A 15,943-nucleotide genomic window follows, 5' to 3' on the forward strand; every position below is an offset into this window, starting at 1 on the left:
GCCATTGGGATTGATGGCCTCCTGCGCCACGGATCTTCCGTGGCGCTTCTTTTTCCGTGGCCCTTTCGGAGGGCCACGCTGATACTCTTTTGAACAGTAGTGAAGAGTGAGGAGAGCGAGCGTTGGCGTTTTATTTAGGTGTGGATGCGGGAGGTACGAAGACTCAATACGTACTGGGCGACGAGCAGCAGGTGCTTGGGCGGGTCCAGGGGGGGACCATCAAGCGGATGCGCGCTGACGCGGCGACCACTACCCGTAATCTGGATAAGGCGCTCTCCGAGCTTGCTGCGCTGACCGGAGTTTCCTTGCGGTCGGTGACGCGGACGTGCATCGGAGCGGCGGGGATCACGGTGCCGCTGGTGACGGATTGGATGCGGGAGGCATTCGGTGAGAGGGTTGGTGGTTCGCTGGTCCTCGTCGGTGATGTGGAGATTGCGCTCGATGCGGCGTTCTTCGGTGGGTCGGGGGTGCTGGTGCTTGCGGGGACGGGGTCGAACGTTGCGGGCCGCTCGGTCTCGGGTCGGGTGACGACGGCGGGTGGATGGGGGCCGGTGCTTGCGGACCAGGGGTCGGGTCACCGGATTGGGGTTCAGGCGCTGCGGGATACGTTCCTTGCGCTGGATGAGGAGCGGTCGACCGAGCTGCTGCCGGAGATCCTCGGGTTGTGGGGACTGGCGGATGCGACGGAGTTGGTTGCGTACGCGAACAAGATTCCGGCTCCGGACTTTAGTGCGCTCGCGCCGCTGGTGGCGTCGTGTGCGGAGCGGGGTGACGGGGTGGCGCGGGGAGTGCTGAGTCGAGAGGCGGGTGAGTTGGCCCACCTGGCGCTTCTGGTGATCGGGCGGCTGCGGCGGGAGGCTCCGCCGGAGTGGGTTCCGGAGGTGGCGTTCACGGGGAGCATCCTGGAGCGGGTCGGTCCGGTGCGGCGGGGGATTGTGGAGCGGCTGGAGAGGGAGTTGCCTTCGGTGAAGACGCTGCCGGGGGTGGTGGATCCGGCGCTGGGAGCGCTGTGGAGGGCGAGGGTCGGTTGACCCCCTCCCCCTTGTTTTTGTGCAAAGTCTTCCTTTGATTTGGGTTAGGGTTGGACTTTGGGGTTCTTATTTGCGCGAAAGTCCCGGTTTTATTGGGTTTTTGCAGGTTTAGCATTGGTAGAGTCTTCATTCCAAAATGAAAACCCCGGATGGAGTTGGTCTCCTTTCGGGGCTTTGTTTTTTCTATCTGATTTAAGTGTAGCAAGCTGAGAAAACTAAACCGCCAGTTTTGCTGGGAAAATATCTTTAGTTGAATGAGTGGGTTGGCTCGGTTTTTTCAAGTTGATCCTCTTGACAGGAATTTGTGGCGCGGGGGATTTGGGTCGTTTCGCCCTGTAGGCTTCACTCCGGGCCTTCGACTTCGCTCAGGGCAGGCTGCCGCGCAATGGACGATAAAGCCGTCCATTGCTCCAGTCGAAATGACAGTGGTTGTGGGTGCTTCAGATCCAGCCGGCGTCGATGATGTAGCTCTGGTTGGTGATGGCGGAGCTGTCGTCTGCAGCCAGAAAGAGGAGAAGGCGAGAGACTTCTTCGGGTTGAATCATGCGTTTGAGGGCCTGGCGGCTTAGGATTTCGGTTTGGTAGGTTTCGGTGAACCAGAGGCGGCGTTGCCGCTCCGTCATGATTGCTCCGGGGAGGACGCAGTTGACGCGGATTCCGTCGGGGCCTAGTTCGTGAGCGAGGGTGCGGGTGAGGCCGACGATTCCGGCCTTTGCGGTGTTGTATGCGGCCAGATTGGTTCCGGGGATGATCCAACTGATGGAGCTCATGTTGATGATGGAGCCGTGGCCGGATTGGCGGATGGCTGGCAGCAAGGCTTGCGTGAGGAAGAATTGGTGGTGCAGGTTGAGGGCGAGGTATTTGTTCCAGAGGTCTGGGGTGACTTCTTCGACGGAGTGGCGGGTGTCGTTGCCGGCGTTATTGATGAGGATATCGATTGATTTGTGATGCGACGTGATCTCGGCGGCTGCCTGCTGGAGTGCGGCGATGTTGGTGAGGTCACACTCTACAAACTTTGGCGTGTTGGGTTTGTCGCTGAGGCGGGCGATGAGGGATTCGGCGGCGGAGCGGTCGATGTCGAGGAACCAGACCTTTGCCTGTTGCTGGTGAAATGCTTCGACGATGGATTCGCCGATTCCGTTTGCGCCTCCGGAGATGACGACGACGCGGTCTTTGAGGCTGGGGTAGGTAGCGAATTGGGTCATTGTTGGTCTCGTTCAACGATTTCAGAGGTGGGGGCGTTGGGCAAGTGGGAAATTGCGCGATGAGTCTACGAGGAATAGACCGGTTTCATAGCTGGTGTTTCGCTGCTGCGTTTATTGATAGCCCCTGTGGTAGCATCCCTGAAATGAATCGCCCCAGACGTTTTGTCTTCTATATCGCCCTCACATTATTGATCGCGGGCTTTGCGGGCGCTGCCATCTCTCTCCATTCGGAGAATCCGAGCGATTTTCCTCCCGGCTTCGATGCATTACAGGCTGCTCCCAACTCCCACAAGCTGCTATTTGAGAACGAATTTGTCCGCGTCCTCCAGGTTGACTTGCCCAGGAGCGGCGTAATTCCGATGCACCACCATCGATGGCCCTCGTTGGCTATCGATTGGGATACAGGTGGAGACTCTGCTCATATCCGCTATCTACGCCCCGGCCAACCCGCAAAAGACATTCCTGCCGTTGAGTCAGCCACACACAAAGGCGTGTGGGAAATTCATTGGATGAAGCCAGAACCCATGCATTCAATTGAAGTCGTCTCGCCGCCTAAGGATGAAATGGAACATGCTTCTGATCCACCGGAGCTTCGGATTGAGATCAAAGTCCGTCAATGACAACGAAGGCTGCATCCTGTTCAGTCCACCAATTCGCCACTCAGCGACTTTAAGCATCTGCCCAGTCCAAGAAGGATTCGGGACTTAATGTTGGGTCCGCCAAGCTCCCAACTCAGTAGAGCGTTCTACCGCGTCAGCATGACACAGTGCCATTTGTAGTTGATCGTTACGGATCTAAATTCTCGCAAAACATCTTCTCCTACAATCCCGTCAACTTTCCTTGCATAAATTTTGGAAAGGTCTTCCAGATTCGCTATCGCAACTTCTTTTTGAGTCCAGCTTGCGTCGCCGATGCTGAAATTGACTCTTCTCCAAACGACATTGGCGTCAAGCCCAACACCCCGCTGGTTCAGGCGCGCGGCTTCAAGATCAACGGGGCTAAGGCCAAATTCTTTAGCATCGAACATTGTTTGTGCAGCCCCGGTATCAAGAACCATGACGGCGGGATGTCCTTCCAGTTTTCCTTCAACCAAAATGGAACCGGTTTTGAAGTCTGAGATCAGGGCAAGTCCTATCTCGCCGTTGGTGGATTGTGAAGGTGCTGGATGGGCTTCTTCGCCGGATACAGTCCGAATGGTTGCGATGAATATTAATGCCAACAATAAATAGCGCACAGTCGAATCCTTCCTGAGGTTCGAAGCAGATTAGAAAATCGTCAACACGGCGGGCTAGCAGATACTTATCGATGCAATCGCGCGGATATTCTCAAAGACACGTCGATGCATCATTTCCCAGTGCCCTAAGCATAAGCTAAGCAATGGTGTTCTGGTCCGTATTGCCCGGACTGAAGTCCGGGCCTATCTCAGAAGCAACGACAAGGGCAACAGCAACAGCAAAGGCAACAGCAAAGAAGTCTGGGCCTATCTCAGAAGCAACGACAAAGGCGTGGTGGCTTTAATCGAGGCCGGGGTTGGATTCGCCTGGGTGGTCTGCGGTGCGCTTTTTGCGTTTTACGGGTGGGGCGGCGCTGGGTGGGCGCTGTTTGCCATTGCCGTTCTTCTTGCGGTCGTGGGTTTCGACTACGGCGCGCATCCAGTAGTTGCCTTCGGCGTCGACCTCGATGCCGTGGACCTCGCGCTCGAAGCCGGGGAAGCGCTTGCCGAATTCTTCGGTGGCGAGGATGAGGCGGATGACGGGGCTGTCGGCTGCGCCGAGCCGCTCGCCGGGCATGCACATGGGAATGCCGGGAGGGTAGGGAACGAGCATGACGGCGCCGATGCGGCCGGGCATCTCGGTGAAGCGGATCTTTTCGGTCTCGTTGCGGAGGAGCTTTTGGTACGTCTGCGCGGGTGTGAGGACGGGGTCGAAGTCCTCGTCGCAGGCTTCACCGACGAGCGTGGGGAGATTGAGTTCGACCATGGCGGCGTGCATCTGGTCGGAGAGCTCTTTGAGCGAGACGTTGCGGTAGCGCGCGGGATATTTTGCGACGAGCTCGGGGAGCGCTTCTTCGAGCGGAGCTTCGCTGTCGTAGAGGCGCTTGAACTCGAAGAGGTTTTCGAGCAGGCTGCCCCACTTGCCTTTGGAGGTGCCGACGGAGAAGAGGACGAGCACGGTGTAGTCGCCGGTGCGGGCGATTTCTACACGGCGTGAGTCGAGAAACTCGGTGAGGATGGCGGCGGGGATGCCCCAGTCGGCGACCTTGCCCTGCGCGTTGACGCCAGGCATGAGGATGGTGACCTTGGTGGGGTCCAACATGCAGTAGTCGTCGGCGATGTCTTCGTCCTGGAAGCCGTGCCAGTCCTCGCCGGGCTTGAGCGCCCAGCAGCTTGAGGTGTTGGCGAGCAGCTCGTCGTCGGCCTCTTCGAAGAGATGGGTTGAGCCGTCGTTGGGATCGTTGACTTGCTCGGGCTGGAAGAGGCGGAAGAACCAGCCTTCGCCGTCGCCGGATTCACGGAGGCGGTGCGCGACGGAGGACATTGCCTTGCGGAAGCTGATCGCATCCTGGATGGTCTCGTCCATGAGAGCGGGGCCGGCGGGCTCGTCCATCATGGCGGCTGCGACGTCGAGCGAGGCGATGAGCGGATAGAACGGCGAGGTGGTGCCGTGCATCATGAACGACTCGTTGAACTGGTCGAACTCGAGCGGCGCGCGCGGGCTGAGCTTGATGTGGACCATCGAACCCATCGAGAAGGCCGCGAGCATCTTGTGCGTGGACTGCACGGAGAAGATGGTGGGGCGCTCGGGCATGTCGTCGGGGACGTCCATGGCGAAGCGGCCGCGATAGATTTTGTGGAACTTCGCGTAAGCGTACCAGGCTTCGTCGAAGTGCACGCGCGGGACGGACTTGGAGAGCTCTTCGACGACGCGGTTCACGTCGTAGCAGAGGCCGTCGTAGGTGGAGTTGGTGACGACGGCGTAGGTTGGGTTTTGATTGGCGATGCCCTTGGTGAGCGGGCTGCGGTCGATGAGGCCGCGGATGAAGTCGGGGGCGAAGCGCTTGATGGGCACGAGGCCGATCATGCCGTAGCCGTTGCGCGTTGGCTTCATGTAGACGGGCCGCGCGCCGGTGACGGTGAGGGAGTGGCAGATGGACTTGTGGCAGTTGGCGTCGGCGAGGACGATGTCATCCTGGGCGATGACGCCGTGGCCAATGATCTGGTTCGAGGTGGAGGAGCCGCCGAGGACGAAGAAGGTCCAGTCGGCGCCGAAGATGCGGGCGGCGTTGCGCTCGGATTCTCCTGGAGGCCCGAGGTGGTCGAGCCAGGAGCCGAGCTGCGAGGTTGAGATGCCGAGGTCGGAGCGGAGGAGGTTTTCGCCGAAGAATTGCTGGAACTCCATGCCGACGGGATGCTTGAGGTAGGCGACGCCGCCCATGTGGCCGGGGGCGTCCCAGGAGTATGCGCCCTGGTCGGTGTATTTTTTGAGCTCGCGGAAGTAGGGCGGGAGGAGCTGCTCGTGGTAGCGCTCGACGGCGAAGTCGACGCGGTTGGCGATGAAGGCGGGGGTGTCGCCGAAGAGGTGGATGTACTCGTGGACCTGCTTGACGACTTCGAGGGGAAGCTCGCTGACGAGAGTGCGGTCGGCGATGAGGAAGATGGGGATTTTCTTGTTGCGATGGCGGACGGCGCGGAGGACTTTGAGCGCGGCGTGCTCTTCGAACTGGCCCTCGCCTTCTAGGTCCCAGTCGAGGAGGATTGCTGAGTAGGAGGGGTCGGACGTGACGAGCGAGAGGCCGTCTTCGGGTGTGGAGGTGCGGACGACTTCGTAGCCTTCGTCCTTGATGGCATCGACTAAGCGCTGCATGGCGCGGTCGGAGACCGAGTCTGTACCACCTACTTCACTTGCAATCAGTAAAACCCAACGCCCTTCGCTCATCCCACCTCACTCACTTCTGGAATTATGTTACAGGGATTTGGCGGTGGATATTTTGTTACGAGACGGTGAGTTTTGAGCGGGCTGGGCGATGCCTGGCGGAGGGTGCGCGTCCTATAATCGCGCGTGTGTTGGTGCGGGAGGTGAGCGATGTTTCAGAAGATGGTGTTTCTGGCTTTGGCTAGTGTTTATGCTTCGTGCGCACTTGCCCAGCAGCCTGCTCCGCAATCACAACTGGCGCAGCAATCGCAATTGGCGCAGCCGCGGCCTGCGTTCAAGCAGTTTGAGGTGGCGACGATTAAGCCGGTGGATCCTGGGCTGAAAGCGCCGCGGTTTATTGTGATGCAGGGCGTCAACCGTTTTGTCGAAAAGGACTATACGGTGAAGCTGCTGATTGCTGCTGCTTATGATCTGAATCCCAAGGCGATCTCGGGTGGGCCGGAGTGGATGGATTCGGACCACTATGACATTCTGGCCAAAACACCGGGCGAGGTACGGCCTAGTCATGATGAGCAGATGGAGATGCTGCGCTCGCTGCTGACGGACAGATTTGGACTGGCGTTTCATCGCGAGCCGAGGGTCTTCTCTATTTATGAGCTGACGGTGGCGAAAGATGGACCGAAGCTGAAGAAGAGCGCGGAGGCTCCGGACTCGCCACCAGGGTTGATCAGCGTGGTGTATCCGCAGCACATTACGCTGCCGGCGCGGAATGCGACGATGGGTGACTTCGTTTCGTTGCTGCAGCGGGCGGTGCTCGATCGGCCGGTGGTGGATAAGACAGGACTGGCAGGGAGATTTGATTTCGATCTGACGTGGGCTCCTGATGAGACGCAGTTCGGCGGGGAGGTGCCGGTTGCGCCGTCGGATGCGCAGGCTCCGCCGCTATTTCGCGCGGTGCAGGACCAGCTTGGATTGAAGCTGATTGCGACGAAGGGGCCGGTGGAGGCGATTGTCGTCGATAAGGTGGAGCGGCCGACGGCCAACTGAGCGATCAGGCGCTCGCGCAGGTGCAATTGATGCAGCCGTGAGTGGAGCAGCAGCCGCAGACAAGCATCAGTTGTTTTTTGAGGGCCTGGCGGGCGCGGTGGACGCGGACGGCGGCGTTGGCTGGGGTTATTCCGGCGGATTTGGCGAAGGTGTCGAGGGTCGCTCCGGCGAGCTCTACCTCGTGGAGGATTTCGCGGTAGGAGGGCTTGAGCGTGGGGATGATTTTGGCGATGCAGCCGCAGACGATCTCGCTCGTTTTGGGATCTGGCGCGGTGCTGGATTCGAGGTCCTGCGCCCAGCGCGCGAGTGCGTGGTCTTCGGCGGTGCGATGGCGGTAGTGATCGATGACGGCATTGCGCAGGATGCGGTAGAACCAGGCGGAGGCGGACTCGTCGTTGCGGATGTGTGTGGCCTGTTCGACGGCACGGACGTAGGCGGCCTGAAGGATGTCTTCGGCGGTGTCGCGTGAGCCGACGCGGCGCTGGACGAAGCGCAGGAATTCGCTGCGCTGGAGGACAAGGTTGGAGATTGCTACGGATGACATTTGGCGGCTCGTCGTTGCCGATGCGGGTTTTTCCCGCACCGGCTATTTGTTAGTTGGATGAGATGCCGGGGTGAACGTCACCGCATGGGCAGTCTGGGCTGCCGGGGCAGCAGGGACAGTCGGGGCAGCAGGAATGTTTCGTGGTCATTGGGTTTCTCCTTTGTCCGGGTTGTTGTCGGACACTTTAGCTGACGGATGGTGAGGAAAAACCTTACAGTTTTAGCGCGGAGTTCATACGGGAGAGTGACTTACACCTTCCGTACGGGACCCGGATACTTCGCAACCGATGAATCGGTCGTAAGCAGGGTGATGCCCGCAACTGTAGCCTGAGCCACAAGGATGCGGTCGAAAGGGTCTTTATGGAGGGGTGGCAGGGCGTCGATTGCGACGGCGTGTTCGCTGAGGATGGGGAGTTCGCTGTAGCCGTTGTCGAGCAGCCCGCGCCGGAGCAGACGCGCATCGACATGAAAGTCTTTCCGGTTGCCCAGCCCTTGCTTGATGGCTATCTCCCAGAGGCTTGCCGCGCTGAAAAACAGCTCGTTGGCAGGGTCTTCGATCAGCTTGAGGGCGGTCCGCGACAACCGGCGGGACCGCTCCGCCGCCCAGAGCAGCAGATGGGTGTCGAGCAGGAGCTTCATTGCCCGCTGCCGAAGAGTTTTTCGATCTTCTTGCTGTGCATACGGTCAAAGTCGTCGGGTACGGTGATCTGTCCAGACAGAAAACCAGTGCGGCGTTTTTGTTTGCCGGTGGGAGCGTCAAGCGCCGTGACCTTTACCAGCGGCTTGCCGGCCTTGGCGATGATGAAGGTTTCGCCGTTTGCCGCCTGCTCGACCAGGCTGGATAGATGGGTCTTGGCTTCGTGGATGTTGACGATGTTCATGCCGAAGGGTCTCAGTGGACTAAGTTCAGTTAGTCTAGTCTAACATGCGGCAGATTAAAAGTAGCGTGTGAGGTCGGCGAAGTGGGCTAGTTCGAGGAGCTTGCGGTCGGCGGGCGGGTGGTCGATGTTTTCGCGTTCGAGCGCCCAGGTGAAGTCGTGGGGGATGAAGATGGCGTTGAGGCCGGCGGCGAAGGCTGGGTTGATGTCGGACTTGGGGCTGTTGCCGATCATCCAGGTGGTTTCGGCTTCGCAGGCGTGGTGTTTGGCGAGGCTGCGGTAGGCGGCGTGGTGCTTTTCGGGAAGGATTTCGACGGCAGAGAAGTGTGGGCCGAGGCCGGAGCGGCGGAGCTTGTCGGTCTGCTCGGCGTGGTCGCCCTTGGTGACGAGGATGAGCTTGTGACGGCTGGCGAGCTCGGCGAGGGTGGGCTCGACGTTGGGGAGCAGCTCGATCTCCTGGTCGGCGATGGATTGGGCAAAACTGATGATGCGCTTGTGTTTATCGGGCGGGACGGGCTGGCCGGTGAGCTGTTCGAAGCAGTCGACGAGCGACTGGCGGAAGCTGGTGAGGCCGTAGCCGCGTTTGGAGATGGTGGCGCGTTCGCAGTGGTTGAGGTGCTCGCGGACCTGGTCGGCGGTGTAGACGCGGTGGTTCAGGTAGGAGATGAACGAGGCAATGGCGCGCTCGAAGTAAATATTGTTCTCCCAGAGGGTGTCGTCGGCGTCGATCAGCAGGGTCTGATGGGCGGGGTATCGGGCGGAATGGCGATGCGGGCTCACGGGGGAAAGTTATATGGAGGGCCGCCCGGTTGTCCAGCCGCAGTAACAAGGACTGTTCGCATGACACGGTTGGGGGATATGTCGACGTGTATGTCTGTGAAAAATTGAAGATTGGAGCCGTGCGTTTGGCTCGAGACGTGCGTGGCAGACTTGTGCCATGACGCGGACATCTTCAGATATGGAAGAGCGCGTCGTAGAGAACAGGTTGTCAACTTAGGAACGCACTCCTCGACCGGCCGCAGCAGACGGCGCAGGGTACCTATGATTTTGTGACAGAGGCGCTTCGAGTCCGCTGAGTCTTTCTCCCAGGCGTTGAGGGAAGGCAATTAAGAGATGGTTCCGGAGGTTGGCCAGAGGTTCGGGCCGTACGAAATCCTGGGCAGACTGGGCGGCGGAGGCATGGGTCATGTCTTCCGCGCGTGGGACGCACGTCTGCACCGTGAGGTCGCGGTCAAACTTCTGCATGATGACTACAAGATGCCTGCGATGCGTGAGCGCTTTCTGCTGGAGGCACGCGCGGCTTCGGCACTGAACCATCCGAACATCTGCACCATCTTTGATATTGGAGATCAGGACGGGAATCCGTACCTGGTGATGGAGTTGTTGAACGGCGAGACGCTGAAGAGCAGGATTGCGCGTGGGCCGTTGCCGGTGGCGGAGATGATTCGCTACTCGATGGAGATTGCAGATGCGCTTGAGGCGGCGGATGCGCGCGGTGTGGTCCATCGCGATATCAAGCCGGCGAATATCTTTCTGGTGAAGATGCCGAGTGGGCGGTTCCAGGCGAAGGTCTTGGATTTCGGGCTGGCAAAGATTGGGCTTTCGGAGGGCGGCGGGTGGGGATCGCGCACGCTTGATTTGTCGTTGCGCGGCGGCACAGTTGGGACGCTGTCGTATATGTCGCCGGAGCAGGGGCGAGGTGAGCCGCTTGATATTCGCTCGGACCTGTTCTCGCTCGGGATTGTGATGTACGAGATGGCGTCGGGGCAGTTGCCGTTCAAAGGGACGACGAGCGCGCAGATGTTTCAGCAGCTCTTCAACCGCACGCCGGACCCGGTGCGGGTGTGGAACAGTGCGGTGCCTCGGCATCTGGAGAAGGTGATTCAGAAGCTGCTGGCGAAGGAGCGGCGCGACCGGTACCAGTCGGCGAAAGAACTGCACGAGGCGCTGGGAACAATCACGGTGCGCAGGAGCCTGGGTGCGTGGCGCGACAAGCTGCCGCAATCTCCGTGGCCTGATCGGAATCGGGCGGCGCAGGGGATGTCCGCTGCATCTTTGCCGGGAGTGACGAGCTTCGAGCGCGCGCATGTAAGTGGCGATCTTTCGCAGAGTTCGGAATCGTTGCCGAATGGTTCGCCGCAGATGCCTCGCTCGCCAGTGGCTGATGCGCGGCCTCCGCGGCCTGAAGGCAGGGCTCCGGCGCAGGATCGCAACGGAGCAGCGAGAGAGCCTGAGTGGTCTGCACAATCGAGCGCGGTGGCGATCAGCGATTCATCGACAGGGAAGTTCTGGGCGGCGCGTGCCATGGCGGATCGCGCCGAGCAGGAGCGTGCGGGAATTGAGCCGGGCAGCGACTCTGAAGTTGCGCCACGCGAGGATACCCGCTCCAAGTATGCATCGTGGACGCTGCCGCTGGTGGCCAGTGTAAGCACATTGCCGACCGAGCTGCAGTTGCGTCTGCGTGAGCGGCGAGTGAAGCGGGCGATTGAATTTGGTGTGGCCTTTGTTGTGCTTCTTGCAGGTATCTATCTGTTGGCGCGTGGAGGACATTTCCGTCCCATCGTGCTGGGGCCGCGCGATGCTCTGCTTTTGACCACCATCCAGAACGGGACCAGCGATAAGGCGCTCGACGATGGCACGATCATGCAGGGACTTGAGATGGAGTTGCGACAGGCCGACACGTTGAAGGTCTACGGGGGCGAAGCGTATCACGCAGGACTTCGGCAGATTGGGGCAGCGACGGATGGCACATCGCATGTTCCGGTTGATCGGGTTGCGCAGGCTGTTGGGGCAAAGGACTATCTCTACGGGGAGATTACGCGCTTCGGCAAGTCGTACACGATCAGCGTTGAGGTGCTGGATACGGCGACGAATGACAAGATCGTCAGCCTGGATGAGACGGCGGATGGCAGAGATCAGATTCCAGCCGCGATTGGCAGGCTGGCGCGCGAGGTGCGCGCCGAGGTCGCAGAGGGAGGGCTTGCGCGGGCACGACAGACGGTCGAGTTGACGCAAGAGGCGACCGGCAATGTGGATGCACTGCATGAGTATGCGCTTGCAGGCGCAGCTATGCAGGCGGGCCAGGTTGGCGATGCGTTGGCTTCGTATCAAAAAGCTGTTGCGCTCGACCCGCACTTCATTGAAGCGCAGATGAAGCTGGCGTGGATTTATCGTTCGCAGGGCGCGGAGGTGGAAGCGGCGAATGCGGCGAGGCTCGCGCAGGGTGCGGCGGGACATGCGAGCAGCCGGGTGAAGCTGCTGGCGCAGTTCTGCTATCTGATCAATGTCAACTCGGACTATCGCCAGGCGCGGCAGGTGATTCGTCAGTACGTGTTGCACAATCCGCATGATGCGGGTGGGCTGGCTTCGCTGGCGCTGGTGTCGCGTCTGGAGGGCTTTTTGCCAGAGGCGCTGCTGGCGGCGCAACAGAGCTATGGCGAGAATCCCTTCAAGGCAGAGGCTTATGACGAAGCCGAGCATGCGCTGGTAGGGCTGGATCGCTACGATGAGGCGTTCCAGTTGGAGGAGAAGTCGAGCCATGCTGGAGTTGCTTCTTCTTACGCGAACGCTCTGACCGTGGCATATCTCGGTGGCAAGCAGGATTGGGTGGAGCAACAGGCGAAGATCATGCAGGCGGGTGGCGCTTCTGCGCAGTTGCTGGCTTCGCCGATGATGGCTTATGCGCTTTATCTGGACAACACGGGGCAGTTCACTGCCGGCGAGACTGCGTGGCGAGCGGCGGCGGCGAGCGTTGCTTCGCTGCGGTCTGCTCCGGCTTCGCTGCTGGCGCAGGCTGCGTTGGATCGTGCGCTGACGGAGAATTGTGGCCGCGCGCTGGCGCTGGCGAATGAGGTGAGTGGCATGGAGCGTGGCCCGGCTGCGAGCTTTACGGCGGCTATGGCTGCGGGGCTTTGCGGGAACAAGACGTATGCAGACAAGGCCATCGCCAGCTTGCAGCAGAGCTTTCCGCAGAACGTTGCGGTGGGGCAATACTATGCGCCGGAGCTTGCGGCGGCGGCGGACATTGGCATCAATGATCCTGTTTCGGCGTTGCAGCTGCTGATGGGGCTTGGAGGCTATGACCAGGTTTCGCTTGCGCCGTATCTGCGCGGCATGGCGCACGAGGCTGTGGGGCAGGCACCGGTTGCCGTGGTGGATTATCAGGCGGTGCTGAACCATCGCGGATCTGACTATCTGCTTTCAAGCGATTTGTACCCGATGGCTGAGATTGGCGTGGCGCGGTCGGCCTGGACGAATCACGATAAGGCTGGCAGTGCGGCTGCGTATATCAAGTTTCTTTCGCTGTGGCCTCATGCCGATCCGAAGGACCCGCTGGTGAAAGAGGCGCTTGTGCGCACGAAGACAGCCGGGAAATAGCTGAGGATGATGTCGATTTTCGTAGGAGTGTAGTTCTCACCCAAGGCAAAGATTCTTGCTGATACAAGCAAAATGCGGGGGTTCTTCCCCTTCGCGTTGCTCAGGGTCAGAATGACGACGTCGAGAGGGAAGCTACAGCCGCGAGGAAAACGCTCTAGCCGCCGATGTAGCTCATCTCAACTTTGCGCTGCCGGGCGGTATCGGCTGTGCGCTGCTCGGAGTAGTTGTCGGCGCGGTGCTGCCAGATGGAGGCGATGGCGTTGCTGATCTCTTCATCGCTTTTTCCTTCGCGGAGCAGCGGCTTGAGTGCGTAGCCCTTCTGCGCGAAGAGGCAGGTGTAGAGTGTGCCGTCGGTGGAGAGGCGCGCGCGGGTGCAGCTGGAACAGAAGGCTTCGGTGACGCTGGAGATGACGCCGAACTCACCTGTGCCGTCGAGGTAGCGCCAGCGTTTGGCGACTTCTCCGGTGTAGTTGGGGTTGGCGGGCTCGGCGGGGAAGACTTCGCGGATGCGGCGGACGATCTCGGCGCTGGGGACGACGTCGTCCATGCGCCAGCCGTTGGTCGCGCCGACGTCCATGTATTCGATGAAGCGGACGATGTGGCCGGAGCCTTTGAAGTGGCGGGCCATGTCGATGACGTGAGCGTCGTTGATGCCGCGTTTGACGACCATGTTGATCTTGACCGGAGCGAGGCCAGCGGCGGCGGCTTCGTCGATGGCTTCGAGCACGCGGGCGGCGGGGAAGTTGGCGTCGTTCATGGCGCGGAAGGTGGCGTCGTCGAGCGAATCGAGGCTGACGGTGACGCGGTTGAGGCCGGCGGCTTTGAGGGCGCGGGCTTTTGCTTTGAGCAGCGAGCCGTTGGTGGTCAGGGTGAGATCGGCTTTGGGGAGCGCGGTGGCGAGCATCTCGACCAGCGTCTCGATGCCGTGGCGCAGGAGCGGTTCGCCGCCGGTGAGGCGGATCTTTTCCGTGCCGTGGGTGTGGAATAGCTTTGCTACGCGCACGATCTCTTCGAAGGTGAGCAGTTCTTCGTGCGGGAGGAAGCGGTAGCTCTCGTCGAAGACGCTGCGGGGCATGCAGTAGGGGCAGCGGAAGTTGCAGCGGTCGGTGACGGAGATGCGCAGGTCGTGTAGGCCGCGGTGGCGCGTGTCCTGGACGGGGCCGGGCGCGAGCGGCGGGATGGGCAGCGTTGGGCTGCTGTTTGTTTCATCTGACGTGGAGATGATCTTGAAGCTCATGGCGTGCCTACGGGCTCTTTATAGTTTACCGGGGCTGAAGCCCTTTTGATTGCGGCGTGGGTTCACTGGCCTGAAGGCCGGTGCTTCCACCCTCGGGGCGTTTCGGGGCGAGAGGGATTTATCGAACGTGGTGGAGGATGTGGGCGTAGAGGAGTACTTCGAGGCCGACGATGGAGGCGAGCAGGATGCTGTGGCGGAGGGTGAAGCGGAAGAGCTTTGCCTGCTCGGGGACCGACATGCCTGTGGCGGCGGCGGCTACGGCGATGGATTGCAGGCTGATCATCTTGCCCATGACGCCGCCGGCGGAGTTGGCGGCGGCCATCAGCGTGGGGTCGAGCTGGAGCCGGGTTGCGCTGACGACTTGCAGGTTGCCGAAGAGGGCGTTGGATGCGGTGTCGGAGCCGGTGAGGAAGACGCCGAGCCAGCCGGTGATGGAGCTGAAGAAGGGAACTGCGGAGCCGGTTGCGGCGAATGCGAGGCCGAGCGTGCCGGTTGCTCCGGAGTAGTTCATGACGAATGCCATGGCGAGCATCGCGGTGACGGTGATGGTGGGGTAGATGAGGATGCGCACGACGGTGCCGCACTCTTCGAGGAAGGCGCGGAGCTTCATGCGTGCCGCGAGCGCGGAGAAGAGCGAGGCGAACATGCACGCGGTGCCTGCGGCGGAGAGCCAGTTGCCGTTGAAGATAGCCGCGTACAAGGCTGGTGTGCGCGCGACCGGGGGCTGGCGGAGGATCTCGTTATGCAGGCCGGGCCAGGCGAATGCGGTGGTGGCTTTGCTCAGGAGCGATTGCACGGGGCCGATGCCCCAGGCGAGGACAAAGACGACGAGCAGGGCGTAGGGCATCCATGCGGACCAGATCTCGCGGGCGGTGTGGGTGCGCGGCGTGGTCGAGGTTGCGGGGTGGATGGATTCGATCTGCGTGGGCTGCCAGCGGCGGAGCAGAAGGATGAGTGCGGCCATGGCTGCGAGCGAGCTGAGGACGTCGGTGAGCTGCGGGCCGATGCTGCGCGAGACGGAGAACTGCACGAGGGCGAAGGACGCTCCGCAGACGAGGACGGCGGGCCATACGGCGCGAACGGCGGCGCGTCCGCTGGTGACGAGGATGAGATAGGCGGGGAGGAAGAACGAGATGGGCGCGCAGATCATGCCGATGTCTGCGCTGAGGTGGTTCATAGAGAGGCCGGTGACGGCGGCGAGCGTCAGGATAGGGATGCCGATGGAGCCGAAGGCTACGGGCGCGGTGTTGGCGAGAAGGCAGAGCGATGAGGCGTAGAGCGGAGCGAAGCCGAGGCCGACCATCATGGCGGCGGCGACGGCTACGGGGGTGCCGAAGCCGGCGCAGCCTTCGAGGAATGCTCCGAAGGCAAAGGCGATGAGGAGGGCTTGCAGGCGCGCGTCGGAGGTGATGGCGCCGATGGAGTCTTTGATGACCTCGAACTTCGCGGTGCGCACGGTGATCTGGTAAAGCACGAGGGCCCAATAGATGACCCAGGTGATGGGGAAGAGTCCGAAGGCGGCGCCATAGGCAGCGGCGCTGAATGTGTGTTGCCAGGACATGCCGTAGGCGCCGATGGCGAGCACGATGGTTGCGGCGAGTCCGGCTAAAGCGGCGATCCATGAGGCTTTGCGTTTGACGGCGAGCAGGAAGAGCAGAAGAAGGGTGGGAAGAATGGCAAGAAAGGCAGAGAAGGCGAGGCCGCGTCCGAAGAGGTAGTAGGGTTGGGGCCAGGGTGATGTCATCCGTCAAAC

13 protein-coding genes are annotated in these 15,943 nt (G+C 60.9%); 4 read left to right on the top strand and 9 right to left on the bottom strand.

The annotated features are described in order from the left end of the window. The first annotated feature begins 122 nt into the window (after positions 1-122). Complete coding sequence (locus IEX36_RS03155; protein WP_188757867.1) at positions 123-1,031, top strand: N-acetylglucosamine kinase; 909 nt, start codon at positions 123-125, stop codon at positions 1,029-1,031. 440 nt (positions 1,032-1,471) lie between these two features. Here IEX36_RS03155 and IEX36_RS03160 read toward each other — a convergent pair whose 3' ends face one another. Continuing rightward, on the bottom strand, positions 1,472-2,236 hold the full coding sequence (locus IEX36_RS03160) for an SDR family NAD(P)-dependent oxidoreductase (protein WP_188757868.1): 765 nt from the start codon (positions 2,234-2,236) through the stop codon (positions 1,472-1,474). Between the two features lie 143 nt (positions 2,237-2,379). On the opposite strand from IEX36_RS03160, the gene IEX36_RS03165 reads away from it, so the two are divergent. Next, positions 2,380-2,856, top strand: coding sequence for a hypothetical protein (locus IEX36_RS03165; protein ID WP_188757869.1), 477 nt, complete (start codon positions 2,380-2,382; stop codon positions 2,854-2,856). A gap of 125 nt (positions 2,857-2,981) precedes the next feature. Here IEX36_RS03165 and IEX36_RS03170 read toward each other — a convergent pair whose 3' ends face one another. Together IEX36_RS03170 and IEX36_RS03175 are read right to left on the bottom strand one after the other, a co-directional pair. Continuing rightward, the gene (locus tag IEX36_RS03170) at positions 2,982-3,470 is read right to left on the bottom strand and encodes a retropepsin-like aspartic protease (RefSeq protein ID WP_188757870.1); all 489 of its coding nucleotides are present in this window, start codon (positions 3,468-3,470) and stop codon (positions 2,982-2,984) included. Between the two features lie 280 nt (positions 3,471-3,750). Then, the gene (locus IEX36_RS03175; protein ID WP_188757871.1) at positions 3,751-6,171 is read right to left on the bottom strand and encodes an Orn/Lys/Arg family decarboxylase; all 2,421 of its coding nucleotides are present in this window, start codon (positions 6,169-6,171) and stop codon (positions 3,751-3,753) included. Between the two features lie 147 nt (positions 6,172-6,318). On the opposite strand from IEX36_RS03175, the gene IEX36_RS03180 reads away from it, so the two are divergent. Beyond that, a complete protein-coding gene (locus IEX36_RS03180; protein ID WP_229668676.1) occupies positions 6,319-7,155 on the top strand; it encodes a TIGR03435 family protein in 837 nt (278 codons plus the stop codon). Between the two features lie 4 nt (positions 7,156-7,159). Here the strand turns inward: IEX36_RS03180 and IEX36_RS03185 are convergent, their stop codons facing one another. The 4 genes from IEX36_RS03185 to IEX36_RS03200 form a co-directional block, all read right to left on the bottom strand. Next, on the bottom strand, positions 7,160-7,699 hold the full coding sequence (locus IEX36_RS03185; protein WP_188757872.1) for an RNA polymerase sigma factor: 540 nt from the start codon (positions 7,697-7,699) through the stop codon (positions 7,160-7,162). Between the two features lie 248 nt (positions 7,700-7,947). After that, positions 7,948-8,337, bottom strand: a complete 390-nt coding sequence (locus IEX36_RS03190; RefSeq protein ID WP_188757873.1) for a type II toxin-antitoxin system VapC family toxin — start codon at positions 8,335-8,337, stop codon at positions 7,948-7,950. Further along, positions 8,334-8,579 (bottom strand): type II toxin-antitoxin system Phd/YefM family antitoxin, encoded by a 246-nt coding sequence (locus tag IEX36_RS03195; protein ID WP_188757874.1) that lies wholly within the window; start codon positions 8,577-8,579, stop codon positions 8,334-8,336. Before IEX36_RS03195 ends, IEX36_RS03190 begins: the two co-directional genes overlap by 4 nt. 54 nt (positions 8,580-8,633) lie before the next feature. Continuing rightward, positions 8,634-9,356, bottom strand: a complete 723-nt coding sequence (locus IEX36_RS03200) for an HAD family hydrolase (protein ID WP_188757875.1) — start codon at positions 9,354-9,356, stop codon at positions 8,634-8,636. 333 nt (positions 9,357-9,689) lie between these two features. Between IEX36_RS03200 and IEX36_RS03205 the strand changes: the two genes are divergently transcribed. Beyond that, entirely contained in the window at positions 9,690-12,953 is a 3,264-nt protein-coding gene (locus IEX36_RS03205; protein WP_188757876.1) for a serine/threonine-protein kinase, read from the top strand. Between the two features lie 154 nt (positions 12,954-13,107). On the opposite strand, the gene moaA is transcribed toward IEX36_RS03205, so the two are convergent. Together moaA and IEX36_RS03215 are read right to left on the bottom strand one after the other, a co-directional pair. Next, positions 13,108-14,190, bottom strand: a complete 1,083-nt coding sequence (gene moaA, locus IEX36_RS03210) for a GTP 3',8-cyclase MoaA (RefSeq protein ID WP_188757877.1) — start codon at positions 14,188-14,190, stop codon at positions 13,108-13,110. A 118-nt stretch (positions 14,191-14,308) separates the two neighbouring features. After that, entirely contained in the window at positions 14,309-15,934 is a 1,626-nt protein-coding gene (locus tag IEX36_RS03215; protein ID WP_188757878.1) for an L-lactate permease, read from the bottom strand. Positions 15,935-15,943 lie beyond the last annotated feature (9 nt).

The organism is Edaphobacter acidisoli, assembly GCF_014642855.1.
Classification (GTDB): domain Bacteria; phylum Acidobacteriota; class Terriglobia; order Terriglobales; family Acidobacteriaceae; genus Edaphobacter; species Edaphobacter acidisoli.

What these genes read in the sequence shown, in the direction of transcription:
- IEX36_RS03160 (WP_188757868.1), bottom strand. Translation starts at nt 2,236, where the DNA reads ATGACCCAATTCGCTACCTACCCCAGCCTCAAAGACCGCGTCGTCGTC.
- IEX36_RS03165 (WP_188757869.1), top strand. Translation starts at nt 2,380, where the DNA reads ATGAATCGCCCCAGACGTTTTGTCTTCTATATCGCCCTCACATTATTG.
- IEX36_RS03175 (WP_188757871.1), bottom strand. Translation starts at nt 6,171, where the DNA reads ATGAGCGAAGGGCGTTGGGTTTTACTGATTGCAAGTGAAGTAGGTGGT.
- IEX36_RS03180 (WP_229668676.1), top strand. Translation starts at nt 6,319, where the DNA reads ATGTTTCAGAAGATGGTGTTTCTGGCTTTGGCTAGTGTTTATGCTTCG.
- IEX36_RS03185 (WP_188757872.1), bottom strand. Translation starts at nt 7,699, where the DNA reads ATGTCATCCGTAGCAATCTCCAACCTTGTCCTCCAGCGCAGCGAATTC.
- IEX36_RS03190 (WP_188757873.1), bottom strand. Translation starts at nt 8,337, where the DNA reads ATGAAGCTCCTGCTCGACACCCATCTGCTGCTCTGGGCGGCGGAGCGG.
- IEX36_RS03195 (WP_188757874.1), bottom strand. Translation starts at nt 8,579, where the DNA reads ATGAACATCGTCAACATCCACGAAGCCAAGACCCATCTATCCAGCCTG.
- IEX36_RS03205 (WP_188757876.1), top strand. Translation starts at nt 9,690, where the DNA reads ATGGTTCCGGAGGTTGGCCAGAGGTTCGGGCCGTACGAAATCCTGGGC.
- moaA (WP_188757877.1), bottom strand. Translation starts at nt 14,190, where the DNA reads ATGAGCTTCAAGATCATCTCCACGTCAGATGAAACAAACAGCAGCCCA.
- IEX36_RS03215 (WP_188757878.1), bottom strand. Translation starts at nt 15,934, where the DNA reads ATGACATCACCCTGGCCCCAACCCTACTACCTCTTCGGACGCGGCCTC.